The organism is Streptomyces viridochromogenes (assembly GCF_001270495.1).
Classification (GTDB): Bacteria; Actinomycetota; Actinomycetes; order Streptomycetales; family Streptomycetaceae; genus Streptomyces; species Streptomyces viridochromogenes_A.
Genome location: NZ_LGUR01000003.1, coordinates 67,432 through 90,138, shown reverse-complemented (window position 1 = coordinate 90,138; position 22,707 = coordinate 67,432). Strand labels below are relative to the sequence as shown.

Genomic DNA, 22,707 nt, shown 5'->3' with positions numbered 1-22,707 from the left:
GACGGGCTGAAAAACCCAGCCCCTCCGGCGTTGAGGAGCGGGGTCTGGGGCGGAGCCCCAGAAGGATGGGACGGGTAGGGGCGGCGGGGGCGAAGAACCGTTACCCCCGAACGTCCTCCGCCCGCCCCCACCCCCGTACACCAGCGCGACCGCCCCCTGCGAGCGGGCGTCCAGCGTGCCGAACACCCCGACCGGTGCCATCGGCGCGATGAACAGCAGCCCGTAGACGACCAGGTCACGGAAGCCGAGGCTCCGGCGTAGCCCGTGTCCTTCGTCGGTCGTACGCTCCGCCGTGCCGGTTCCGGACATCACGCCTCCGCCACCACCTCGCCCGTCGCGTTGTTCCCCACCCCTCACAGCCCACGGTCAGTCTGTCCACCAACCCGTCACCCACGCGATCTTCGACCCGCCGAACGCACCCTTACGATGGGACGCATGACTGCTTCGCCTGGCCGCCGTGTCCTGCTCGCCGCCCCCCGTGGCTACTGCGCGGGTGTGGACCGCGCCGTGATCGCCGTCGAGAAAGCCCTGGAGCAGTACGGCGCTCCGGTGTACGTCCGGCACGAGATCGTCCACAACAAGTACGTCGTACAGACCCTGGAGAAGAAGGGCGCCATCTTCGTCGAGCGGACGGAGGAGGTCCCGCCGGGCAACATCGTGATGTTCTCGGCGCACGGCGTCGCCCCCGTCGTCCACGAAGAGGCCAAGCGCGGCCAACTCGCCACCATCGACGCCACCTGCCCCCTGGTCACCAAGGTCCACAAGGAAGCCGTCCGCTTCGCGAACGAGGACTACGACATCCTCCTGATCGGACACGAGGGCCACGAGGAGGTCATCGGCACGTCCGGCGAGGCCCCCGACCACATCCAGCTCGTCGACGGTCCGCAGGACGTCGCCAAGGTCGAGGTCCGCGACCCGTCGAAGATCGTGTGGCTGTCGCAGACCACCCTCTCCGTCGACGAGACGATGGAGACCGTCGACGCGCTGAAGGAGAAGTTCCCGCAGCTCATCTCCCCGCCCAGCGACGACATCTGCTACGCCACGCAGAACCGCCAGCTCGCGGTGAAGCAGATGGGCGCCGAGGCCGAGCTGGTCATCGTGGTCGGCTCCCGCAACTCCTCCAACTCCAAGCGGCTCGTAGAGGTCGCCAAGCTCGCGGGCTCGCGCGAGGCATACCTCGTGGACTTCGCGAGCGAGATCGACGAAGCCTGGCTGGAGGGCGTCACCACCGTCGGCGTCACCTCCGGCGCCTCCGTCCCGGAGGTGCTGGTCGAGGAGGTCCTGGAGTGGCTGTCGCAGCGCGGCTACGGGGACGTCGAACTCGTCAAGGCGGCCGAGGAGTCCATCACCTTCTCGCTGCCGAAGGAACTACGCCGTGACCTGCGCGAGGAGGCGGCGTCGCTGATCGCCGAGCGCACGGGGTCCGGTGGCTCCGGCGACTCCGCGGAGTGACTGTCGGTCCTGCGTCGTAACGTAGGGCCATGCAGATCTTCGGCTTGGACATCGGCGGATCCGGAATCAAGGGTGCCCCGGTGGACCTCGACAGGGGCGATCTCGCTCAGGAGCGCTTCAAGGTGCTCACTCCGCACCCGGCCACGCCCGACGGGGTGGCCGACGGTGTGAAGCAGGTCGTCGAGCACTACGGCTGGACCGGGCCGGTCGGGCTCACCTTCCCCGGCGTGGTCACCGACGGATCCACCATCCGTACGGCGGCGAACGTCGACAAGGGCTGGATCGACACGGACGCGCGCGCGTTGTTCAGCGACCGCCTCGGCGGCCACCCGGTGACGGTGGTCAACGACGCGGACGCGGCCGGCGTCGCCGAGATGCACTTCGGCGCGGGCCGCGACCGCAGAGGCACCGTGATCCTCCTCACCTTCGGCACGGGCATCGGCAGCGCGCTCTTCATGGACGGCGTCCTCGTCCCCAACACCGAGCTGGGCCACCTGGAACTCCACGGCCACGACGCCGAGAAGCGCGCCTCCAGCAAGGCCAAGGAGGACGAGGAGCTGACCTGGGAGCACTGGGCCCACCGCGTCCAGAAGTACCTGGCCCATGTCGAGATGCTGTTCTCCCCGGAGCTGTTCATCATCGGCGGCGGGGTGAGCCGCAAGTCCCACAAGTTCCTGCACCACATCGAGGGCATCAAGGCGGAGATCGTCCCGGCGCAGTTGCAGAACAACGCGGGGATCGTGGGCGCGGCGATGCACGCGGCGGAGAAGACCGGCTGACCCGGCGAGGGGCGGCCGACGGCCGGCGAGGGACCGTCGGCCGACGGTGACGGTCACGCCTGTCGGCGCCGGGCCGCCGCCCTGCGCGCCAGCAGGCGGACCCTTCGGACGAGCACGAGGAGACCGGCTACCAGCGTCCCCCCGTACAGCCACCCGGCCTGTGTGGCGAGGGCACTGAACAGCCCCATCAGATGATCGCCGAGGTCCCCGCCGTGGTCGGCCACGGGAACCAGCCCCACGGCGAACGCGATCGGTACGACCACCGGCGCGGTCATCAGATCACCCCGGCGCACCCAGACCGCGGTCAGCGCACACACCGGCAGGAACAGCACGCTGTACACGGTGAGCGACGACCCGAAGAGCAGTGCGTCGAGGTGGCCGAGCAGGAACATCACGGCACCGCAGAACAGACCGCAGCCCAGGCCGGTGAGCCGGGGGTTGGGAAACCGGCGTACGGCCTGCGGCGCGGGCGTCGACCCCGGGCGCCGTACCGCCGCTGCCGCCGGGGCCGTACCCGGGCGGCGCTGGGACACGGGCCGGGTGGAGCGGGCGGGCTGGGCGGACGCGGTGGCTCGGAACGCCCGGGCGGCGCGGGAAGCGCGGGCGCCCCGTGCAGCCGCCCCGGAGCCGGACGTCCCGGACGACTCGGATGACCCGGATGACCTGGTCGGCCTGGGCGCCCCGGACGGGCCGGATGACTCGGATGACCGTGAGGCCCAGACGGACTGGCCCGAACCCCGCACCCCGCTCACACCCCGCATCCCCCTCGCACGGCTCGCGCCGCTCACCTCCGGCGCCCACTCGCCCGCGCCGCGCCCCGTACGACCTTCGCCCCGCTCCACACGCTCCCCGCCACTGTCCCCGTCCGGCGCGAGCCCGCGCTCACCCCGTCCCGCACCACCCCTGCCCCGCACGGTCTGCGGCGGCAACGGCGGCGGCGCACCGCTTCGCGCTCCGTACCCGGCGGATCGCGCCCTGTCTTGCTCCACACGACCAACCTAGGTCGGTTTATGTGGCGAATCGGCCCTGAGACACACCTTGGGGCGGACCTTGGCCAGGTGTTCGACAGGGCGCCGGGGCCGGGTTCGGTACGCCGTAGACTGGTGGATCGGCCCGTGCATCTGCGTCATCTGCATCGAAGATCAAAGAAGGACCGGGCCCCAGCCCAGCCCCTGAAGTCCTCTCACGTACGGGAAGTCGCAACGTGTCGCTCACGATCGGAATCGTCGGTCTGCCGAATGTCGGCAAGTCGACCCTGTTCAACGCCCTGACCAAGAACGACGTGCTGGCGGCCAACTACCCGTTCGCCACGATCGAGCCGAACGTCGGCGTGGTCGGCGTCCCCGACTCCCGCCTCACCAAGCTGGCCGAGATCTTCTCCTCCCAGCGCATCCTCCCGGCCACTGTCGACTTCGTGGACATCGCCGGCATCGTGCGCGGCGCCTCCGAGGGCGAGGGCCTGGGCAACAAGTTCCTCGCGAACATCCGTGAGTCCGACGCGATCTGCCAGGTCATCCGCGCCTTCAAGGACGAGAACGTCGTCCACGTCGACGGCAAGGTCTCGCCCAAGGACGACATCGAGACGATCAACACCGAGCTGATCCTCGCCGACCTCCAGACCATCGAGAAGGTCCTGCCGCGCCTCCAGAAGGAATCGCGGATCAAGAAGGACGTGGCTCCGAAGGTGGCGGCGGTCGAGGCGGCGAAGGAGATCCTGGAGAAGGGCGACACGCTGTTCTCCGCGGGCATCGTCCAGGGTTCGGGCAACGAGGAGCTCCTGCACGACCTGCACCTCCTGACGACCAAGCCCTTCCTCTACGTCTTCAACGTGGACGAGGACGAGCTGGTGGACGAGACCTTCAAGGACGAGCAGCGCGCCCTGGTCGCCCCCGCCGAAGCGATCTTCCTCAACGCCAAGCTGGAGGCGGACCTCGCCGAGCTCGACGAGGAGGACGCGATGGAGCTGCTGGAGTCGGTCGGCGCGGAGGAGCCCGGCCTGGCGACCCTGGCCCGCGTCGGCTTCAACACCCTGGGCCTCCAGACCTACCTCACGGCCGGCCCCAAGGAATCCCGCGCCTGGACCATCAAGAAGGGCGCCACCGCCCCGGAGGCCGCCGGCGTCATCCACACCGACTTCCAGAAGGGCTTCATCAAGGCCGAGGTCATCTCCTTCGCCGACCTGGTGGAAACCGGTTCGGTGGCCGAGGCCCGCGCCAAGGGGAAGGCGCGGATGGAGGGCAAGGACTATGTGATGCAGGACGGGGACGTGGTGGAGTTCCGGTTCAATGTGTAGCGGGCGACATACCACCACGTTGCTGATCTGACAAATGCGCAGGTCAGAAGGGGTCGAACCTTCCGGGGTTCGGCCCCTTAGTTTTTCCCGTGCTGGATCGGTGCTGGATAATCTGACACATCGTCACCTATCATCACCCCTCTTCATCCCTACCGTGCTGGATTGGTGCTGGGTCTTCTGGGTGGGCCTCAGACGCACGAGGCGCCGCCAGGGTTGCCCGCTACTCGGCAGTACAAAGTGTGAGCCTCACGGGTGCGGAATGCGCTTGCTTTCGAACTCACGTCCGTTTTGGATAACTGGAAGCACTTGTTCCGAACCGGGGGGTTCTTCTGTGGCTGCACGTCGTCTGTCCGTTTCCCGTGTCCTCGCGCTGCCGGCGAAGGGGGAGCCGCAGAGAAGAACGGCCCTCGCGAGCTGGGGCATGCTCGCAACCGCTCTCGTCTATGGCGGGTCGCTCGCGGTGGTGCAGTCAGGCGGCGACACAGGGGCCGCGCAGCGCGCGGAGGCGGGCCGCAGCGCCCCCGACGCGGGGGCCGGGGAGAGTGAGGCGAGCCAGGCCGAAACGGCTCCGGACGACTATGTGCCGACCTTCTTCGACGGCCGGGGCGGCATCGCTGGGGTGGAGTTCACCGCCGCGCAGCGTGAGGCCATCATCCGCGAGGCACTGAGTCGAGGGCTGACCCTCAAAGAGGCCCGTGAACTCGCCTACGGCGAGGAGCAAGGTAAGGACGACGCGCGGACGTACGTAGTTGCGGGGGGCGACGTGTACCGGCAGGTGGCGCCAGCGGAGGAGGTTTCGTACGACGAAGCTTCCAGCGAGAGCGGCAAGGCGGACGCCCAGGAGGCTGGTAGCCGCAAGGCTCCGAGCGACAACGGCAAGGCCAGCAAGGAGAAGGGCAACAAGCCCGCCGCGAAGGAGGACAAGGGGGACGGCAAGGCCACGGGGAAGGCCGACGACGAGGCGGACAAGGGGCTTGTCGACGTGCTCGGCGACACCGTGAAGGACGTTGTGCCGGACCCGATCGAGGATGTGGTCGAGTCCCTCCCTGACGAGCTGACCCCGTTCCGCACCTTCATGGCCGACATCAGCCAGCCGGGCATGAGCACGACGTTCGATGTCCAGCAGCTCGACACTAACGGCGACGAAGCCGCAGATGCCGTCTACGTCGCAGCCACGGCCCAGGTCTCGGACTCCATGGTCGTTATGGCGGAGGTCGTCACGCCCATTGAGGAGTCGCCCGACGCCCACCCGCGCATCGTCGCGGTGACGGTGACCGACCCGGCCACGAACGAAGTTCTTGCGGCACCCGAACCGATCGTCGTAGACGACCCTCAGTCGGTATCGCAGGCTGCGATCGGCGAAGTCGTGAACACGGTTGTGGAAGTCGCGCAGCCACAAGCCGAGTCGCTCCCCGGGGACGAGAGCGAGGAAGTGGCAACAGTGACTGAGGCCCAGGAGGACGCCCAGGACCAAGCCTCGGTAGAGCAGCCGCAGCCTGAAAGCAGCGAGACCCCCGCGTCGGCGGCCCGGGAGGAGGATGCCTTGGTAGGGGCCGACCAGGCGTCCTAGCGGCTTACAGGCCGGTGATCGGCTGTCCGGTGAGGGCCTGGGCGATCTGCCAGAGCTGACCGCCTCTCGACGCCTTCACGAGCACCGTATCGCCGGGCTGAAGGATGGAATGGAGGTAGGCGGCAGCCGTCTGGTTGTCGCCCACCATTGCGATGTCCGGCACGCCTGCCGCGCCCGCAACGAGGGCGAGTTGCTTTGCGAGGTCACCGCCAACCGCGACCACGAGGTCAATGCCGTACTCCGCCGCCATGCGGCCGACCTCGTGGTGGGCTTCAACGGCTTGGTCGCCCAGCTCCAGCATCTCTCCGAGTACGGCGATCTTGCGGCCACCTGCGGCCTGGGTCGTGTCGCCGTCTGCCTCGGTCATTAAGACTCTCCAGTGAGTTTCAAGGGTGCGAAGGTGATCGCGCGGCCGGTGTACGAGGGGGACAAGCGGCTGAGAGTGACCCGGTCGTGAGTCTGGCCCCAAGCCGACGGGTCTCGGATGAAGATCGTCGGTTCGGGGCCATCCTCGTAGCCGCGAAGGATGACGAGGTGGCCGCCAGAGCGGCCGTCGTTGGGGAACTGCTCGGTCACAGAGACGATCAGCGGGGCCTCGTCGAGACGGCCGAGGAGGTCATCGGCCGCCACAGGCTCAGCGGCCGATGGAACCCCGAGATCGGCCGACAGACTCGCGATCCCTGCATGGAGCGCCCCACGGGGCGTCAGAACCTCGTTCTTCACCGCGAGTTTCAGCAGTTCCGTAACCGTGGGAGCCTCGCGCCCGTAGGCGAGGAGGACCATTCTCAGCGAGGCCAGGCCGCACGCCCGGTTGGACCATTCGATCCTGTCCCCGAGTGCCCACCCTCCGTGTAGATCCCATTCGGCGGGGTCGATGAGCTGACGGCACATGGGGACTTCGTGGACGCGCGGCACAGCGGCAGGCTCCTACGGGGAGACGGCGGCCTCCCGCGTCACGATGGGGCTGGAGAGTGCGGGAGTGGGCAGGGGGACATCGTACGGCGGACGGGCCAGCGCCTCGTAAAGCATCGCCAGTACGACATCCGAGTGTGTGAGCCCGACCATCGCCGCCCCCACCGCGAAGTTGCTCTCGCGGGACATGCCCGGAGTGGTGTTGACCTCCAACACCTGCTCGTCCTTGCCGAGGATGAAGTCGATCCGCGCCGAGCCCCGCAGCCCGAGGCCGATCCACAAGGTTCGCGCGTATTCGGCGACTCGCTCGCGTACCTCGCTCGTCATCTCTGCGACCTGGACGTTCACCCTGCCCTGGGAGTCCGCGTCGAGCTTGGTGTCGGCGTCGTAGAACTCCGCTTCCGTGGCTTCGGTCGCCAGCGGGGGGAACATGACCACAGAGTCTCCGGGCAGCTCCAGGAGCCCCACGGTTACGGGTACACCCGGCAGGAAGTCTTCGACGAGGACGGGGCCGCCTTCGGTGCCGGCGGCTTTCGTCAGGGCCTTGAGGAGGTCGTCACGTTCACGGACGAGGCTCATGTTCACGCTGGACCCGCCTAGGGGCGGCTTGACCATCACAGGGCGGCCGTTCCAGGGCGCCGGGCCTTCCGACCAGACCTGCCAGCCGGGCGTGGGGATACCGAGGCTCACCATCATCCGCTTGCAAAGGATCTTGTCGGTTGCCACCGCGGATGCCCCGACCCCGCTGCCGCAGTACGGGATGCGCATGTAGTCGAGCAGTCCCTGAAGGCGTCCGTCTTCCCCGAACTCGCCATGGAGGTTGGAGAGCGCGACATCGTACGTCGACAACCTTGCGATGAAGTCCGGCTCGCAAGGGTCAAGGATGTTCCAACGGACGCCGATGTCGTCCAGGGCCTCGGAGAGGGCCGTGGCGGACAGTTGGTCCGGCGGGCACAGCGAGTGGTAGAGCCGGTCTTCGGCTGACACCGGGCCGTACACCAGTGCGACGTTGAGTCCCTCCCGCCGCCAGGCGCGGAGGCGCTCAGCAGCCTCCCGGACGGCTGCTTGGGACTCGGAGCTGAGGAAGATGGTCACGCGAGCACTCCTTCGAAGGTGTTGGTGACAGGTCCGCCGACCCAGTGGGTTCGCTTGGGCCGGTCGGCGTGCGGCCGGACCGTGAGCGGTTCCCCGGCACGGTTGTGGACGGTGACGGCGCGGGCTGCGACGAGCCCGCGCATGGTGGCGATGACGACGGCCGCAACGGCTCCGCTCCCGCACGAGAGGGTCTCGGCCTCGACGCCGCGCTCGTAGGTGCGGATCTTCAGAGCCTGAGTTCCGGCGGCCTGGACGAAGTTGACGTTCGTCCCCAGCGGAGCGAGGTCGGCATGGTGGCGAATGAGGCGGCCGACCGTTATCGCGTCGATCGCGTCTACGTCGTCCACGATGGCGACGACGTGCTCCGTCCCGGTGTGGGCGCTGTCGAACCACGTCGGCCTGCCGTTGATGACGGTCTGGACACGGCGGGGGTGGACTGCACCAACCTCGGCCGTGACCCACACGGAGTCGTCGCCTACGACTGCTTCGTGTTTCACGCCCTCCATGAGGAGGCTCATCTCCGCGAAGCCGTGGTCGTGGTGGGCGGCCCAGGCGCTACAGCGCAGGGCGTTCCCGCACATGGTTGCCGTGGAGCCGTCAGCGTTGAAGCAGGAGACTTCGAGGACGGCTGGGCTGACGCTTAAGACGGTGCTGATCACCAGCCCATCCGCTCCGACGCCGGTTCTCCTGGCGCAGAGGCGTTCCGCTTCCTTCGGCCACTCCTTGGTGCTGCCTGGTTCGAGATTGGAGAGGAGGACGAAGTCGTTCCCGGCTCCGTGGATCTTGCGGAAGCGCATGGCAAAGCTCCTCGCGTCATGGATGACAGCTTTGGTCGACGCCTGAACGGGGGTGCGGTCAAAGGAAGTTGATCGGCCGGTATGTGGTCACCGGCTCCTTCATGACCAATGGGGGGTGGTAACCGGCGAAGTGGAGGACTCGGTGAGCCGCAGTTCCGGCGGCCCTCATGTCCCGGATGCGGAGGTAGGCACCGTCGATCAAGAGGAAGTCCCCTATACGGACGTCTCCCGGAGGCCGGTTGGAGCCGATCGTGCCCACAGGCGGGGGCGGAGGAGCGTCAGGCTCCTTGTGCTTTCGTTCGTACATTCAGCTCCTCCAGATGCCCAGAAGGAGGGAGCCGCCGAGGGCTACGACGCAGGCGACGTAGGCGAGTTGCTGAGTTCGTGGACTCATGGAACGCCGATCAGGTGGCTTTGCAGGCGATCGCGGAGTTGCGGAATGTTGATCTCCGAGAGCGGCAGCCAGGCCGCCGCGCCCGTCGCGATGCTCTCGGGGAAGACGGCGCCCGAGTGGGCCCGGAAGAGGTACCGGACGCCGACGCGGAGCCGGGGGCCGTACCTGTGCAGCCCTGGCCGGGTCACGTCGATCAGGAACGGGAGACTGCTGACTTCGTCCGTCCACACGTCGTGGACACCGGCCTCCTCCGCGAGAAGCCGCAGTGCGGCTTCTTGAAGAGAGTCGTCCTTGGCTTCCGGCTCCGCCTCGGCGAGGGCGTAGCCGCCTTCGTGGCGCAGGCACAGGACGCGATGGTGTTCGTCGACGACGACCGCGCCCGTCATGACGAGAGGGCAGCGGTGTTCATGCGTGCACTCTCCACGTCGTACGTGGTCGTGGGCAGAGTCGTACACGGGCATGAGCGCCATCTGCTCGGCGGGGAACGCGTGGATGTAGCTCAGAAGTTCTCGGACGATCTGATCCTCGCGGACGCTCACGGGGACTCCAGCCCATTGCGCTGGGTGTAGATCCACAGGAGCTGTCGAGTAAGAAGCGCGGTGTCCCGGAGGTGGGTGAAGACGCCGAACGCGGGGGTCTCGGCGGTCGGCCGGGTCTCGCGGGCGAACAGCGCGTATCCCTTCCGGAACAGCGTCCGTACGTCCTCGTCGCCGTCGGCCCCCAAGTCCTGGCAGAGCAGTTGGTCCAGGTTCCGCGTGACGCCCGCCAAGGCGTTGTCCATTTCCTTCCGTGTGGTCGTGCCCATTCTCATGCCGAGAATGGATTCGGTCCGGATGGAGATCGCGTCCACGTCGATGGGGATGGGCTCAGCCGAGGAGTCTTCGGCTGCCTCCAGTTCCTTGCCGGTACTTGCCAAAGCCATCACCGCTTCGCCCCTTCCGAGCACGTTTTCAGCCGTGCTAACAAAGCTAAGAAGGGCGGCAGTTGAGGTTCCACGAGCTTGCCGGAACTTGCCAGGCGTTCACCCGAGAGATTCGATGGCAGCCGTGATGAGTTCGCGCGCAGCCGGGCCGTAGACCGCGAGTTCGGCCAGGTCGCTGAACGTCTTGGCATACATGGCAAGTTCGTGACGCTGAACCACCGTCAGGTGTGCGGACACGAGTTCAACGTTCACGATTTCGTCGTCATAGAGGAAGAACCCCTCGACGGGCCAGAGCTTCGAACGGTCCGTGTCCTGGGGGATGATGCCGATGCTCACAGAGGGCAGAGCCATAGCACTGAGGAGATAGCCGAGCTGCCCGGCCATCACATCTACTCCGCCGATGCGGTACCGGAGCACGCTCTCTTCGAGGAGGATGGCGAACGTGTGATTGCCGTACACGACCTGCTGCTTCTCGACCCTGACCTTGACGGCCGCCGGCACATCATCAATGAGGCCGCGGCGGTCGCGAATTGAGGTGAGCAGGGCCGTAATGTATGAGGCCGTTTGCACGGGGCCGGGAATCAACCACGGCGAGTAGATACGGAAACGCTGAGTGCGTTCCCATAGGGGAACGACGGACTCTTGGGCCAGCTTGAGCCCATCCCGTTCCATCCGTTGCCACTCGACGTACATGCCTTCGATGCCGCGCGCCGTCGTGACGAGGTCCTCGGCTGAATCCTGCGCTCCGCAGGCAGCCGCCCATTCACGAAGATCGCGCTCCGAGGGCGGACGAGTGCCGCTCTCGAAGCGCGAACATTTCGACTCGTGCCAGCCAAGCGCGGCTGCCAACGCCCTTTTGGTGAGACCGGCTTCGGTCCGGATTTCGGCAAGGCGTTGGCCAAGGGCCTTTCGGGCCTCCTGGACACTCGAAGATGGGGATGTCATGGCGATGCGAATTGTCTGGTCGAGCTGTCAGGCCGTCTGGAACTCTGCGTGCGGCGTTCCACGCCTCCACACGGCCTCGAAGGCCGACTCGCAGAGCTTCACCACTTCTGGGGCATCGGTGAGTTCGACCTCCATGTTCTCACCGTCGCCGTCGAAGTGGTTGACGAGGACGAGGCTGGAGTCGAAGAGCCAGAAGTCGTTCCCAGGGAGCGCAATGTCGGTGGCGCTCCGCCGCGAGAGCCAGCGCACGTCTTCGCCGGCTGCGATGTTCAGGCCATCCGTCACGTCGTACTCGAAGCGGATGTACTCGCTGACGGGAGTGGAGACGACGCGTGCTCGGCGTACCTCGACACCTCGCGAGGCCGCTTCCGTGACGATCGCGTGCCAGTCCGCCCAGCGTTCGGCCGGGTCTAGAACCACTCCGGCCTGCCAGTCGATGAAGGCCGGGTCCGACTTCATGTAGGCGTCACGCATCTCCAGGTGCACAGCGGTCCTCTGGCAGTCGTGGAACAGCTCCTCAAACGTCGGGGTCCCCGTCACGCTTCACCTCCAAGAAGAACTGCACCATGCGCCGAGGGATCTCCACCACCGTCTCATGTCCGGGGATGTCCATCTGTCCGAGCCGGTCCTCGTCCTCTACCTTCCACCCCTGCACGACGTAGGTGTCCTTCTCCTCGTCGAGGTAGACGGTGGGGGAGCCGCCACTGGGACTCTCCGGGTCCTTACCGAGCTTACGCAGGGCCATGATGACCTCCTCGGGTACCGGGAATGCTTTCTGTGCCAGAGCTTGCCCACGGTTCTGCTGTGAGGCGAGGAACTTGCCGAAACTTGCCAGGACTTCGGACTGTGACCCTACGCGGCCGGGGCCACGGCCACGAGCAGGGGACCCGCCGCAGCGCTCCACCGCTGGCCGGATTCCACTGCCTTGCGCCCGTCACTGGCGAGGCTGTCGCGGAGTGGCTCCAGGAAGGTCGTAAGGAAGTGCGACTGGGCGTCTGCGTTCATGGGGCTGGCGGAGACGATCGCTCCGACCTTCTCGTCCAGGACGGTAGCCGCCTGGCCGAAGTCACTGCCGGTCCACTCGTCTGCATGCTCGGCGACCAGCGCCCACGTCATCTTGAACGTCATGGTCTCAGCTTAACGCCCGAACATGCGAAGGACCCCTCCGAAAAGGGGCCCAACTTTACACACGCGCCGAGGTCACACCGGCTTGTTCACCAGGACGGACAGGACTTTGATCACCCGCTTCAGGGTTCCGGCACTGTACGCCGCGAGGTCGGACAGAACCTTGATCTGTGCCGCCGTCTCCTCGCCGGTCGGCGCGGGCAGCGCCAGGTAAGCGAGGCTCAGGTCGATTCGCTGGTCGAGGTAGCCGATCGCGAGCGTGGCCTCCGCATGCAGGCTGTCGAGCGCCAACTCATCCTGATGCTGGGCGACTTCGGCCTCGCTGAACGGGCGGGCAGTGACCGCCCCGTCCGCTCGGCGCTCGTAGAAGGTCAGGGTCGCGTCGTCCCAGAACTCGTAGTCCTCGGGGCCCATGCCGCCGGGGGCCTCCACGACGGGCGTGGGCTCCTCGGGCAGGGGTTCGCTCACGCTGCGGTCTCCAATTCGTCGTAACTGTCGATGTAATCAGTGCCGTTGAGGTGGGCGGCGAGCTTGCCGACTCCGCGCTCAAGGCGGTAGCGGATGGCCCGGTCGGTGACCGCTTCGCGGGCCGCGATTCGCCGGTCCTCCCAGTCGAGGGCGAAGTGCATGAACAGAGTCCGCCGTTCGGCCAGGGAGAGCGGGGCCGTCTTCCAGCACCGCCGGATGTCGGCGAGGTGGGCGAACAGGGTCCCCGCGGACTTCTTGTCGACGGTCCCCTTCGGCATGTCCGCGTCCGGGGCCGTGGGGTTGCGGATGCCATAGGCGGCTTCCACGTCCCACACGGCCGGAAGCAGGTGCTCGACGAGGCGCCGGTCGTACCCGGTCACACACGCCCCTTCTCGGCCGCGTCGCAGGCCGCCTCGTAGGACGTGTGACGGATGCGGTGCTTGGCCTCGGTCTTCACTCGGTCGATCAGGTCGAGGACGAGGCGGTGATAGAGGACGCCGAGTCCGAGGTTCGGGTCGGCCAGGCACTCGTTCACCATCGCGGGCTTCGTCGCCAGGATGATCAACGCCTCTTGCCGGGCGTCCTCGTACTCCATCGTCAGCGTGTCCTCGTACCCGTCCGCGATGCGGCGGGCAGCGCGGCCCGCGAGGGCCACCACCTCGGGCAGGTCGAGGACCCGCCAATCGGCAAGGGTTGTCACCGGACCACTTCCTTGACCGGTACTTCGCCGCCCTTCGTGACCATGACCATCAGGCCGGGCGCCCCGCGCGTGCCCTTCAGGTGGCGCCACCACGTCGACTCGGACTCCATCGCCGGCACCTGTATGAAGGTGCGCGGGCCGTCCGTGTCGATGAACTCGTGGTGCAGGTGACCGGCGAGAAGCAGGTCCGCCGTGTGCATGGCGCTCGTCTTGTCGAACGCCTGGCCCCGCCACCATTCGAAGTGCCTGCCCGGCCGCCACTGGTGCCCGTGGGCATGAGCGACGACCGTTCCGGAGCACTCGACGACGACCGTCAGTTCGTCCGTGTCGGGGACGTACACCTCGACGTGCTCGTACTCCTCACCCGCCAGGGCCAGGGCCTCGCCGACCGAGATCAGGGCGTCCGTGTCGTGGCTGTCGTCGTAGCGCGTCACACCCTTGCCGTTCACGCGGACGGCCTCGCCGTGGTTGCCGGGTACGGCCACGACCGTCAGCCGGGCCACCAGCGGGGCCAGGCGGAGGATCGCGTACGCCATCAGGCGCCGGGTCAAACGGATCTGCTCGGTAAGCGTGAGCTGGGTCCGGGCCACGTTCGAACCGCCCTGTGAGACGTAGCCTTCGATGTGATCGCCGAGCCACGCGAGGTGGACGTGCTCGATCTTGTACCGCCACCGGTACTGGGACAGCAGCTCGGCGGACTTGTCGATGCAGGCCATCGCCCGCCGCAGAGTGCCTTCGTAGCCGTCGCCATCGACCTTGCCGAACTGCATGTCGCCCAGGGCGATTACGTAGGTCCACTCGCCGTCAGCGGGCTCGGCCTGGCGGGGCGCGGGGGCGTGCTCGTCGAAGACCCGGAGCAGCTCGTCGACACTCGGCCGCTCGAAATCCGCCGGCACCTTGCGGCGGCCGAAGGAGAAGCGGGCCGAGACGCCCGGTTCGCCGTTCGGCATGGTCCACTCGGAGGACCGGAAGCCGGTCACCTCCCACTCGGCGGGGTCGAGCTGGTGGGCGCGGAGTACGTCGGCCGCAGACGACTCGGGGTCGATGCTCTCGGGGCCGCGCACGGTTACCTCGGCCGCGTCACCCGAGACCTCGATCTGGCGGGTGAAGTCCCGCTCGGGGTCGGCCTGGCGGCCGGGAACGGTCGGGGCGGTCGGCGTCTGGAGAAGGTCGTTCAGCAATTCAGACTGGGTCAAACTTTACACTCCATCACGAAGAGACCGGCGGTACGTACGGATCGTGGAGGCGGACACGCTGTGTCCGTGCTTGCGGAGGACGAGGGCCAGGCGCTCGGCCGAGGAACCGTCGAGGAGACGCAGGACGACCGTCTCCCGTACGTCTGGTTCCAGCTCCTCGTAGATGCGCTTCAGGGTCGGGCCGGGGCTGCCTGGCAGAGCCTCGCTCACGGCCGCCTCCGGTCGATCTGCTCGACGGCCGCGACCGTGAGCGACGCCAGGCGGACGAGGCCCTTGCGGATGTCCTCGACCGTGCGCCCGCCGAAGGCGGAGAAGGCGACCTGCACGGCCAGGCCGTCAACGCCGAACGTCCCGGCGTCCTGGCGGGCTTCGTTGATCGAGTCCCAATCCTCGGCCCGCCTGCGGTAGATCTCCGCCCCGCGCGAGGGGAGGTGGCCGCCGACCAAGGCGGAGGGAAGGTCGCCGACCTCGCGGGCCTCCGCGCCCACCTCGGCGAGGACGGCCGAAAAGGGGTCGGTCTTCCGTGCCGGCGCCTTTCGTGGGGCGGTCCTCTTGGCGGTCGTCTCGGTCACTGGCTGTCCTCCTTGATCAGGTTGAGAAGCGGCTGAGCGCCTCCCTGCATGTAGGTGTCCGTCACGTCTCCGTCGCGCAGCCGCACGCCCTTGGCCGACCGCAGGGCCCGGCAGATTCGGGCGGTGAACTCTGCGCCCGCGTCGTCTGGGTCACCCCAGACGCGCACTCGGTTGAACCCGGCGAGCATCCGCCTGTGTCTGCCCTGCCAGAGGGCGGCGCCGGGGATGGCGACCGTGTGGAGGCCGAGCTTTCGCAGGATGATCCGGTCGAGTTCGCCCTCGGTCACGTCGATCGTGTCCCCGGCCTGGTGCACATCGCCGACGCCGTACATGCGGGGCGGGTCATCCTTGATGGTGTTGTACTTGCCGTGGAAGTTGGCCCGGTGGTCGTGATCTTCCAGGCAGCGGAAGCGAACCGTCAGCGGAGCGTCGTTGCGATCGAGGTACGGGATCGCGAGCATTCCGCGGAAGCGTTCATGGCCGGGGAACGGGTGGTCACCGACGACGCCAAGCCGGTGTGTAGCCGCCTCCTCTCGACCGATTCCCCGGTCGAGGAGATACCGTGCGACGCCCGGCGTAAGAGCTGCCTGATACGCGCTCACCGCCTCTTCCAACATCTCGCGTTGGGAGGGCGAGAGAGGCTGCAAAACGCTTGGCTCCGACAAAGTCGGTCTTCTCCTTCTTCATGATCAACGTGTACGAATCCCCGGCCTCTTGGCACGAGTGGCACTTCCACACCTGGCGGTCGGTGTTCCACGAGAAGGACGGGGTGTCGTCCTCGTGCAGCGGGCAGTGCGTCATGCCGGTTGCACGCTGTGAGTTGAAGCCGATGTCGTAGTGCTCGAAGACGGCTTCGAGGGTGGGCTTCTCGTCGTCGTCCTGATGGTCGTTGTCAATCCGGCGGAACCTCACGGAACGCGGCTCCCGACGAACCAACCCTTGTGGTCGTCGTAGCCGAGGGACTCCAGCCCTGCGGCACCGGCCGTCTCGTGATCGAAGCGGCCCAGCTCCTCGACCAAGCGCTCGTACTCGGCGGCCTCTTCGTAGGTGAGGGCGCTCACTCGGCCGTCTCCAGCCCGAAGTACGCCTCGACCGTGGTCAGGACGAACGCCTTCCGCCAGTTCTTCCCCCGGCGCTTGACGATGGCGATCGACTCCACGCGGTCCGGCTCGATGCCGCGATGCTTGGCGAAGTTGATCCGCTCGCGTTCGGCCTCGTCGAGGAACGGGCCCGGCTCGAACTTCGCGTTCTTCGCCTCGATGATGGTGAAGAGGCCGCCGTCCTCGCGCACCGCGAGATCGCCCTCGTCCTCTGGGCCGGTCAGCCGTAGCCGCTCGACATCCTCACCAGCCGAGCGCAGCCCTGCCATGAGTTCGATCTCCCAGTCGGCGCCTCGGCGCTTGTTGGCCTTGTTGCGCTTGGCGATCGGGTCCAAACTTTACACCTACCTCTACTTCATCAGGGCATCGGTCGGGGACCAGGGCTTTGCGGGCGTGGCCGCCGGCACCGGGCGTTCGAGCTTCGAGAAGCGCGTCACCTCGGGATGGCAACGCATCGACGCGTACCGCCTGGCCGTGGGGTCGCAGGGCCCCATGCGCTGTTTGATCACGGCGACCCGGTACTCGTGCGAGGTCGGATCGAGCGCGACCGACAAGGACAGCTCCGGCTTCTCTGACAAGCCGCCCTTCACCTGGTCGCGGGACGGCGGCGCCCACGGGTCCGACTTCGCTTCCCAGCTCTTATCGCTCGCGTGGTGAAGAACGATCACGGTCGCGCCGGTCGCGCGGGCAAGCTCCGTGAGGCCGCTCATCACCGCCATTTGCTCGGTGTAGTCGGACTCGGCGCCCTCGAAGTCCATGAGGTTGTCGAACACCATCACGGCCGGATAGGCGTCCCAGAGTTCGACGTACGCCTCCAGCTCCTCGTCAACGGTCTTCCAGTTGATCGGCGAACCGAAGGAGAAGGTGACGTTCAAGGGGGCCAGGGCGGCGAGGTACTCCTCGCGATGCCGTCCGCCGGCACCCATACCGGCCTCGACCATCTCCGTCGTGTCGCCGGTCTGCATGGATGCGAGCCGAGACGAGGCAGTGAAGGCCGACATGTCCGCCGAGAAGTACAGGGTCGGCAGATTCATGGAGGCCACCCAGAACAAGGCGAAGCCCGACTTCTGCGTCCCACTTCTGCCCGCGATCATGATGACCTCGCCGTGACGCGGTCGGCACCCCATGCCGTACAGGGCGTCGAACGCCTCGATCCTCGGCAGCTCCTTGCCGGACTCGGCGTGAAGCGCGAGAGACCTAGCGGGGGTCAGCACGTACGGGCTCCTCTCTGTAGACGGCACCGCGGATTCCCGCAGCGCGGATCGGGGTTGTGCAGGGGCACGGGTCCTCCAGACCCGCGAGGCGGGGGCCAGCCGAGCGACCGGCCCCCAGCTCCTCGCGTACGGTCAGTCGTCGAAGGACGGGGCGTCGGCGACGGCGGCCTGAACGGCGGCCTCACGAGCCTTCGCGTACTCGATGACGGCCTGGCGGACACTGGCGTCGTTCACCGGACGCCAGACCCAGGCGGGGTGGGCCCCCGGCCGCTTCGGCGGAACCTGGTCCAGCTTGACGATCGTGGCGTTGCCGACGACCTTCTCCAGGTCGCGGGCGAGAAGGGTCTGTTCGATCCGCATCCCCCTGTTGATCTCGGGGGAGTGGGCGGCCAGGGCCTCGGCGCTCTTGAAGACCGTCACGTCGCAGAGCGCGGAATCCTTCGGGCCGTTCGGGGTGGGGCGCTGTGCCTCGTAGGAGTTGACCTCGATCAGGAACGCCACCGCGTCCTTTACATCAGCGGGCTTGAACCAGCCGCCGCCAGCGGTGGGGATCTCGACGAAGTTCAGGGTCACTCGGTTTCTCCTTCGGTTCGGGTGTCATTGCGGTAGTAGGGGGTCGGCTCGGAGAGGCGCGGGGTGATGACGGAGCCCAGCGCGGAGACGACCAGGACGAGGGCGAGGATCACGGCGGGCACGGCGTCACCCGTTCTTCAGGGCCCGGCCGCGAGCCTTGTAGGCGGTCATGACTGCGGGGTCGGAGAACATCGCCTGGTTTGCCGCCCACAGCTTTTGCAGGTCGGCGATGCTGGTCTGCTTCTCGATCTCGCCGAGAATCCAGGCGGACGCGTTGCCGGTGGGCTGCTCGGGCTTTGAGGCCGATGCGGTCGCCCATGGGTCGTCCGCTGAAGCCTGGGCGGGAGTCTCGGAGACGACTCGGGCGTCGAGGATCGAAGCGACATTGCCCTTGCCGTGCGCGAGGTTCGTCGCGTTCACGACGAGGGCGCTCAGCGAGAGGTCGGTCTCATCTTTACACTCGAACCCGAAGTAATCACAGATCAGTTCGCGGACCTGCCTCACGGAGCCACGGAAGACCACCCAGGTGTCCTCGTAGCCCTTGCCGTACTTGATGGTGACGCCGATCGCGCCGTCCGGGTAGGACGTCACGAGTTCCGCCTGGTCTGCCTTCACTCTCTCTCCCTCTCTCTTGGTTCAAACTTAACACTTGGGTCGAGGTTATGCAGCATCGGATCTTGTGACGCCCCTCACCCACGGGCGCATCGCGCCCTTCACGCTGCGGGTCGTACGTACGTCGAGAGCCAGGCATGCCGCAGCCCAACCGATCTCCAGGTCGACCCAGTGAAGAGTGCACTCGCCCGACCCGGCCGGGAGGTTGATGACGATGCCCCACTTCTGGGACACCCCCACCAGGGGCGTGTACGCCTGCGCGGCCTCGGCCGCCGGGATCTCGCACTTCTTCCAGGCCGCGAACGCCTTCTTGTCCGTCGTGTCGACGGGGAAGCGGCTGTAGTCGTAGAACTCGCCGCGCGAGTAGACGGCCAACTGCATGGCCATCTTGAGCTTCCCGTACTCCACGGTGCCCGTCTTTAGGTCCCCGATGAACAGGCCCTCGACGTGCTCCCCGTCCGGGTCGGGTCCGCTGTATTCGAGGAGCCGGTCGAAGGTGCCGCCCGTCCGCAGCTCGGGCACGGCGACGAACTTCTCGACGGCCCTGACCTCGAAGTCGATCGTCTCCATCAGGTACGCGGTCATGTCACGTTGGTCCACCGCGGATGTGCCGGCGGGGAGCGGCTGGCCCGCATCGACATACTCGGAGAGCTTGTGGAGGTAGGTGCCCTTCTCTCGCTTCACGTTGGCTCCGGCGATGTCCGTGGCCTGTTCCGCAAGGGCGTTCAGTCTGCGCTTGTCGTCCGGGTTCTCCGGGTCGAGCTGTCTCACCACATCGAGCAGGGACGGCCGCTTCGCGGCCCCCACCAGGGTCATGCGCGACTTCCAGTCGGACAGCGCGGTCTTGTCTTCGATGCAGTCGATGAAGGTCGTCGTACGGGTCAGGGGAACGGGCTTGCCACCCTGCTTCGGAACGACGAGGGGGCGGTCCCACCCGTCGCGGGGGACGGTCGGTTCGGGCGTCAGGTCGACAATGTTCAAGCGATGGTCTCCACGTCGTCGTCAGTCTCGAAGGGGTCTTCAGGGTCGATCGGCACCAGCCAGAAGCGGACCGATTCGTCGTAGAGAAGCTCGGGTTCGGCTTCGTCCTCGTCCAGCGGCTCAAGCCCGAAGAGCCGGAGCGCGGCCAGGGCTCTGCGCATGCAGGAAGGCGGGGTGTCGGGCCGGACGATCAGGGCGCAATCCCAGTCGGCGGGGTCTCCCACGAGTTCCATACCAGCCGGTAGGGCAATCTTGCTACCTGCCAGTATGTGTTCGGTGATGCCGCACTTGCTGAGCGCGTACAGGTCGGGCAGTCCATATTCGTGCGGAACGTCCTCCTTGTCGCGGACGTGCAGGCACTTCGTGCCGCAGCCAGGCAGCGGCTTCACACCCTCAGCCCGCATCATCCCCATCATCGGCATAGTGGGCCCCCCAGGTGTAAACATTGCACTTACGAGGACCTTTTTACGTGGGCCCCTCACACGTGTCAACCGATTGTGTCCGCGTGCTCACCCCTCGGACACCCAAGTGGATCGGCTCCCTCCACTGGACGTTCACACTATCTAGCCGCAGGTCAGGGACCTATGCGACTTCAGGATGAGAAAACCCCCCGCTGAAGTCAGACGGGGGGTTGATTCGAACGGGAATCGAACAAGGGCAAGCTAGTCACGCGCCTGGTTGCCGGTCTTCTTCTCGGGCTCGCGGATCAGGTCGGCATCCTTCTCCTCGCGCGGGACGTAGAAGAAGCCCTCCGGGGTCTCCGCGTCGTAGTGCACGACGAGGTTGTCCTCCGTGAGCGACTGCTTCCAGTTCGTCAGCTTCCTCGCGTCGTCGGGGCTGAGTGTGCGCCCGGCTCGTAGTCGAGCCTCGGCGCGAAGCATCATCACTGGATATAGGTGTCGATGCTCCTCGTTCACCTTCCAGGGGATCAGGGCGTCGTCGCGGAGATTGCGCCGGTCAAGGCCCTTCCGCCGGCGGAAGGCGGCCCACATCGGGATCGTGGTCTCGATGTTGTAGTGCTCCAGGTAGTACTGCTGCATCCACTCGTAGGTCCGGCCTTCTTCGAACCAGCGCTTAACTTCTTCTTCATCCTGGATCTTCCGGGCACCCATGCATCCCCCATCTGTGACGGTCGCCTCAATTAGGCAGACGAGTACAACCCTGTAGCTGACGACGTAAAGGTTGACCCACAGCGACTAACATGTCAAGCTGTGACCGGACGGCGACGCTGTCCTCTCAAGTAAACACAAGTAAACAGACGACCCCGGCGGCGCTACCAACGCCCCGGGGTCCGGCATCAGGAGCCTCACTCCCAATGCAGATCCATCGTACCCGGCACGCCGGGAACTTCACGGTGGTGCCGAACGGCATCGCCCAGAACCGCAAGCTGTCGTTCACGGCCCGCGGCCTCCTTGAGTACCTGATCAGCCTCCCGAACGGGACGAAGGAAGACGCCCGCACTCTCGCCGACGACAACCCCGGCGTAGGCCGCAAGGGCATCTCGGACGCCCTCGACGAGCTGATCCGCGAGCGCTACTACTTCCGCGTCACCAACCGTGACGACCAAGGCCGCATCCGCACCGAGACATACGTCTTCGACACGCCGCAGGACGACTTCTCTCCGCTTCCCGCCTCGCCGGGAACCGGTGCAGCGGGGGCCAGGGATGCGGGAACGTCCCCTTCCGGGGAAAAGGACTTCTCTAAGGACGGGGGAAAGAACCCTCCCTTCCCTCCCGCCGAGGAGACCGCACCGGCCGCACCCGCCGAAGAAGGGGAGGGCTCCAGCGAAAAGCAGGAGGACCAGTCCCCGCAGCTCGCCGAGGCCGCCCGCATCGTGCGCCGCTTCGCCACGTTCGACGGCCGCCTGAAGCTGTCCGAGCGGCAGGTCGCCAAGCTCGCCCCGTCCGTCGCTGACTGGCTCGACCGTGGCGCCACCATCGGTGAGATCACGGACGCCGTGACGCAGGGCCTTCCCGCGAAGGTCTACAGCGCCGCCCGCCTGATTGCTGACCGCCTCGACCGCAAGCGCCCGGAGCGCAAGCGGCAGTGGAAGCAGTACGCCGACTGCGAGGACGGCTGCGGCCGTGTGCTTCCCGCTGGCCAGGACTCCGGCATCTGCGGCGTCTGCGCGGGAGTCGTGCCGACCGACTTCGCCCGCGAGCTTCTGAACGAGGCCGAGCGCGGCCCGCTGGCCCCCGAGGGCCTCGCCGCCTTCCGCGCCGCCCGCGCGGCCATGGCCAAGTAACCCCCCTCCCCTTCACTGCGCACACCCCTGAAAGGCACAGCCATGTCTTCGTCTGCCCGCATGCCCCGGTACGCCTACGTCGTAGGTGGACTCGTCCTCGCCGTCGCCCTGGCGATGTCCGCCCCCGGCGAGTACCAGCTCGCCCGCACCGCAGGCTGGAACGAGTGGGTCGCCGCCGGAATGCCGGTCTGCATGTCCGTGTACGCCGTCGTCGCGGTCTGGTTCACGGAGAGCCGGGCCAAGGGTGAGAAGGGCCGGGGGAGCGCCATAGCGGGCGCCGTGGGCGCACTGGGAATGACCCTCGCCGGGCAGGTCGTCGCCCACTGGATCTCGGCTGGATACATGACCTCCTCGAAGGAGCTGGTCGCCGCAGTCTCCGCCGTCCCCGCGATCGTCGCCGGTCACGTCGCCCACATGGTCATCCGAGCCGTCAAGCCGGTGCCGGCGGAAGCCGTGATGGCCGCCGAGGATCAGGAGCACGACGAGCACCAGGACCAGGATGCCAAGCCGGTTCAGCGGACCCTCGACGGCACCGAGCCGCCGGTCGACGAGGTGGCCAAGCGCCGCGCCCGCCGCCGTCCCGGCCGTCCGTCCCCCAGCCTCGACGAGATCAAGGAGGCCGCGAAGACCCTTACCGAGCAGGGCCGCGAGGTCAACGGGCCTGCCCTGGCCGAAGTCATGGGGCGCGACCGCCGCACCGGTAGCCGCTACCTCGCCAAGCTCAACCAGACCACCGCCTGACAACTTCAACCCGCGTGCCCG

34 protein-coding genes are annotated in these 22,707 nt (G+C 67.1%); 6 read left to right on the top strand and 28 right to left on the bottom strand.

Translation table 11 applies throughout. The annotated features are described in order from the left end of the window. Window positions 1-426: 426 nt before the first annotated feature. Both ADK36_RS02535 and ppgK read left to right on the top strand, forming a co-directional pair. On the top strand, window positions 427-1,452 hold the full coding sequence (locus ADK36_RS02535; protein ID WP_078916405.1) for a 4-hydroxy-3-methylbut-2-enyl diphosphate reductase: 1,026 nt from the start codon (window positions 427-429) through the stop codon (window positions 1,450-1,452). 29 nt (window positions 1,453-1,481) lie between these two features. Beyond that, window positions 1,482-2,231, top strand: coding sequence for a polyphosphate--glucose phosphotransferase (gene ppgK / locus ADK36_RS02530; RefSeq protein WP_048583501.1), 750 nt, complete (start codon window positions 1,482-1,484; stop codon window positions 2,229-2,231). A gap of 53 nt (window positions 2,232-2,284) precedes the next feature. Here the strand turns inward: ppgK and ADK36_RS02525 are convergent, their stop codons facing one another. After that, window positions 2,285-2,764, bottom strand: coding sequence for a DUF6542 domain-containing protein (locus tag ADK36_RS02525; RefSeq protein WP_234329643.1), 480 nt, complete (start codon window positions 2,762-2,764; stop codon window positions 2,285-2,287). Between the two features lie 671 nt (window positions 2,765-3,435). Here ADK36_RS02525 and ychF point away from each other — a divergent pair. Then, entirely contained in the window at window positions 3,436-4,524 is a 1,089-nt protein-coding gene (gene ychF / locus ADK36_RS02520; RefSeq protein ID WP_048583503.1) for a redox-regulated ATPase YchF, read from the top strand. Between the two features lie 421 nt (window positions 4,525-4,945). Next, the gene (locus ADK36_RS48650; RefSeq protein WP_053196185.1) at window positions 4,946-6,094 is read left to right on the top strand and encodes a hypothetical protein; all 1,149 of its coding nucleotides are present in this window, start codon (window positions 4,946-4,948) and stop codon (window positions 6,092-6,094) included. A 4-nt stretch (window positions 6,095-6,098) separates the two neighbouring features. On the opposite strand, the gene ADK36_RS02510 is transcribed toward ADK36_RS48650, so the two are convergent. The 27 genes from ADK36_RS02510 to ADK36_RS02390 form a co-directional block, all read right to left on the bottom strand. Beyond that, a complete protein-coding gene (locus tag ADK36_RS02510; protein ID WP_107086814.1) occupies window positions 6,099-6,461 on the bottom strand; it encodes a glutamate ligase domain-containing protein in 363 nt (120 codons plus the stop codon). Continuing rightward, a complete protein-coding gene (locus ADK36_RS02505; RefSeq protein WP_234329642.1) occupies window positions 6,461-7,009 on the bottom strand; it encodes a C39 family peptidase in 549 nt (182 codons plus the stop codon). Before ADK36_RS02505 ends, ADK36_RS02510 begins: the two co-directional genes overlap by 1 nt. A gap of 12 nt (window positions 7,010-7,021) precedes the next feature. Next, window positions 7,022-8,101 carry a D-alanine--D-alanine ligase family protein gene (locus ADK36_RS02500; RefSeq protein ID WP_053196182.1) on the bottom strand — a complete coding sequence of 360 codons (1,080 nt, stop codon included), beginning with the start codon at window positions 8,099-8,101 and terminating at the stop codon, window positions 7,022-7,024. Beyond that, the gene (gene dapF, locus ADK36_RS02495) at window positions 8,098-8,898 is read right to left on the bottom strand and encodes a diaminopimelate epimerase (RefSeq protein ID WP_053196180.1); all 801 of its coding nucleotides are present in this window, start codon (window positions 8,896-8,898) and stop codon (window positions 8,098-8,100) included. Before dapF ends, ADK36_RS02500 begins: the two co-directional genes overlap by 4 nt. A gap of 390 nt (window positions 8,899-9,288) precedes the next feature. After that, window positions 9,289-9,831, bottom strand: a complete 543-nt coding sequence (locus ADK36_RS02485) for an NUDIX domain-containing protein (protein WP_053196176.1) — start codon at window positions 9,829-9,831, stop codon at window positions 9,289-9,291. Then, window positions 9,828-10,214, bottom strand: coding sequence for a hypothetical protein (locus ADK36_RS02480; RefSeq protein WP_234329641.1), 387 nt, complete (start codon window positions 10,212-10,214; stop codon window positions 9,828-9,830). The genes ADK36_RS02485 and ADK36_RS02480 overlap by 4 nt, the downstream gene beginning before the upstream one ends. A 99-nt stretch (window positions 10,215-10,313) precedes the next feature. Continuing rightward, window positions 10,314-11,159 (bottom strand): helix-turn-helix domain-containing protein, encoded by an 846-nt coding sequence (locus ADK36_RS02475; protein WP_053196171.1) that lies wholly within the window; start codon window positions 11,157-11,159, stop codon window positions 10,314-10,316. Between the two features lie 27 nt (window positions 11,160-11,186). Continuing rightward, on the bottom strand, window positions 11,187-11,699 hold the full coding sequence (locus tag ADK36_RS02470) for a DUF6879 family protein (RefSeq protein ID WP_199830081.1): 513 nt from the start codon (window positions 11,697-11,699) through the stop codon (window positions 11,187-11,189). Continuing rightward, entirely contained in the window at window positions 11,677-11,904 is a 228-nt protein-coding gene (locus ADK36_RS02465) for a hypothetical protein (protein ID WP_053196170.1), read from the bottom strand. The genes ADK36_RS02470 and ADK36_RS02465 overlap by 23 nt, the downstream gene beginning before the upstream one ends. A gap of 107 nt (window positions 11,905-12,011) precedes the next feature. Next, a complete protein-coding gene (locus ADK36_RS02460; RefSeq protein WP_053196168.1) occupies window positions 12,012-12,287 on the bottom strand; it encodes a hypothetical protein in 276 nt (91 codons plus the stop codon). Between the two features lie 72 nt (window positions 12,288-12,359). After that, complete coding sequence (locus tag ADK36_RS02455; RefSeq protein WP_199830080.1) at window positions 12,360-12,752, bottom strand: hypothetical protein; 393 nt, start codon at window positions 12,750-12,752, stop codon at window positions 12,360-12,362. After that, window positions 12,749-13,132 carry a hypothetical protein gene (locus tag ADK36_RS02450; RefSeq protein WP_053196166.1) on the bottom strand — a complete coding sequence of 128 codons (384 nt, stop codon included), beginning with the start codon at window positions 13,130-13,132 and terminating at the stop codon, window positions 12,749-12,751. Before ADK36_RS02450 ends, ADK36_RS02455 begins: the two co-directional genes overlap by 4 nt. Then, a complete protein-coding gene (locus tag ADK36_RS02445) occupies window positions 13,129-13,452 on the bottom strand; it encodes a hypothetical protein (RefSeq protein ID WP_053196164.1) in 324 nt (107 codons plus the stop codon). The genes ADK36_RS02450 and ADK36_RS02445 overlap by 4 nt, the downstream gene beginning before the upstream one ends. Further along, window positions 13,449-14,648 (bottom strand): hypothetical protein, encoded by a 1,200-nt coding sequence (locus ADK36_RS02440; RefSeq protein WP_053196162.1) that lies wholly within the window; start codon window positions 14,646-14,648, stop codon window positions 13,449-13,451. Before ADK36_RS02440 ends, ADK36_RS02445 begins: the two co-directional genes overlap by 4 nt. A gap of 3 nt (window positions 14,649-14,651) precedes the next feature. Continuing rightward, window positions 14,652-14,858 carry a hypothetical protein gene (locus tag ADK36_RS02435; protein ID WP_053196160.1) on the bottom strand — a complete coding sequence of 69 codons (207 nt, stop codon included), beginning with the start codon at window positions 14,856-14,858 and terminating at the stop codon, window positions 14,652-14,654. Then, a complete protein-coding gene (locus ADK36_RS02430; RefSeq protein WP_053196157.1) occupies window positions 14,855-15,220 on the bottom strand; it encodes a hypothetical protein in 366 nt (121 codons plus the stop codon). Before ADK36_RS02430 ends, ADK36_RS02435 begins: the two co-directional genes overlap by 4 nt. After that, the gene (locus ADK36_RS02425) at window positions 15,217-15,834 is read right to left on the bottom strand and encodes a topoisomerase (RefSeq protein ID WP_234329647.1); all 618 of its coding nucleotides are present in this window, start codon (window positions 15,832-15,834) and stop codon (window positions 15,217-15,219) included. The genes ADK36_RS02430 and ADK36_RS02425 overlap by 4 nt, the downstream gene beginning before the upstream one ends. Continuing rightward, the gene (locus tag ADK36_RS45740; RefSeq protein WP_234329646.1) at window positions 15,716-16,021 is read right to left on the bottom strand and encodes a CHC2 zinc finger domain-containing protein; all 306 of its coding nucleotides are present in this window, start codon (window positions 16,019-16,021) and stop codon (window positions 15,716-15,718) included. Before ADK36_RS45740 ends, ADK36_RS02425 begins: the two co-directional genes overlap by 119 nt. 107 nt (window positions 16,022-16,128) lie before the next feature. Further along, window positions 16,129-16,281, bottom strand: coding sequence for a hypothetical protein (locus tag ADK36_RS48645; RefSeq protein WP_159391076.1), 153 nt, complete (start codon window positions 16,279-16,281; stop codon window positions 16,129-16,131). Beyond that, window positions 16,278-16,655: a hypothetical protein gene (locus ADK36_RS02420; protein WP_053196152.1), complete on the bottom strand. Its 378-nt coding sequence runs from the start codon at window positions 16,653-16,655 to the stop codon at window positions 16,278-16,280. The genes ADK36_RS48645 and ADK36_RS02420 overlap by 4 nt, the downstream gene beginning before the upstream one ends. 15 nt (window positions 16,656-16,670) lie before the next feature. After that, window positions 16,671-17,534: an AAA family ATPase gene (locus tag ADK36_RS02415; RefSeq protein ID WP_053196149.1), complete on the bottom strand. Its 864-nt coding sequence runs from the start codon at window positions 17,532-17,534 to the stop codon at window positions 16,671-16,673. A gap of 132 nt (window positions 17,535-17,666) precedes the next feature. Then, window positions 17,667-18,107 (bottom strand): hypothetical protein, encoded by a 441-nt coding sequence (locus ADK36_RS02410; protein WP_053196147.1) that lies wholly within the window; start codon window positions 18,105-18,107, stop codon window positions 17,667-17,669. After that, window positions 18,104-18,229, bottom strand: coding sequence for a hypothetical protein (locus ADK36_RS50890; protein ID WP_267887386.1), 126 nt, complete (start codon window positions 18,227-18,229; stop codon window positions 18,104-18,106). Before ADK36_RS50890 ends, ADK36_RS02410 begins: the two co-directional genes overlap by 4 nt. A 4-nt stretch (window positions 18,230-18,233) precedes the next feature. Further along, window positions 18,234-18,722, bottom strand: coding sequence for a hypothetical protein (locus ADK36_RS02405; protein WP_078950811.1), 489 nt, complete (start codon window positions 18,720-18,722; stop codon window positions 18,234-18,236). 45 nt (window positions 18,723-18,767) lie between these two features. Further along, on the bottom strand, window positions 18,768-19,700 hold the full coding sequence (locus ADK36_RS02400; protein WP_053196145.1) for a hypothetical protein: 933 nt from the start codon (window positions 19,698-19,700) through the stop codon (window positions 18,768-18,770). Then, window positions 19,697-20,122 carry a hypothetical protein gene (locus tag ADK36_RS02395; protein WP_159391075.1) on the bottom strand — a complete coding sequence of 142 codons (426 nt, stop codon included), beginning with the start codon at window positions 20,120-20,122 and terminating at the stop codon, window positions 19,697-19,699. The genes ADK36_RS02400 and ADK36_RS02395 overlap by 4 nt, the downstream gene beginning before the upstream one ends. 240 nt (window positions 20,123-20,362) lie before the next feature. After that, complete coding sequence (locus tag ADK36_RS02390; protein WP_053196141.1) at window positions 20,363-20,812, bottom strand: hypothetical protein; 450 nt, start codon at window positions 20,810-20,812, stop codon at window positions 20,363-20,365. Between the two features lie 203 nt (window positions 20,813-21,015). On the opposite strand from ADK36_RS02390, the gene ADK36_RS02385 reads away from it, so the two are divergent. Beyond that, window positions 21,016-21,945, top strand: coding sequence for a hypothetical protein (locus ADK36_RS02385; protein ID WP_053196139.1), 930 nt, complete (start codon window positions 21,016-21,018; stop codon window positions 21,943-21,945). A 42-nt stretch (window positions 21,946-21,987) separates the two neighbouring features. After that, complete coding sequence (locus ADK36_RS02380; RefSeq protein WP_159391074.1) at window positions 21,988-22,686, top strand: hypothetical protein; 699 nt, start codon at window positions 21,988-21,990, stop codon at window positions 22,684-22,686. The last annotated feature ends 21 nt before the right edge of the window (window positions 22,687-22,707 follow it).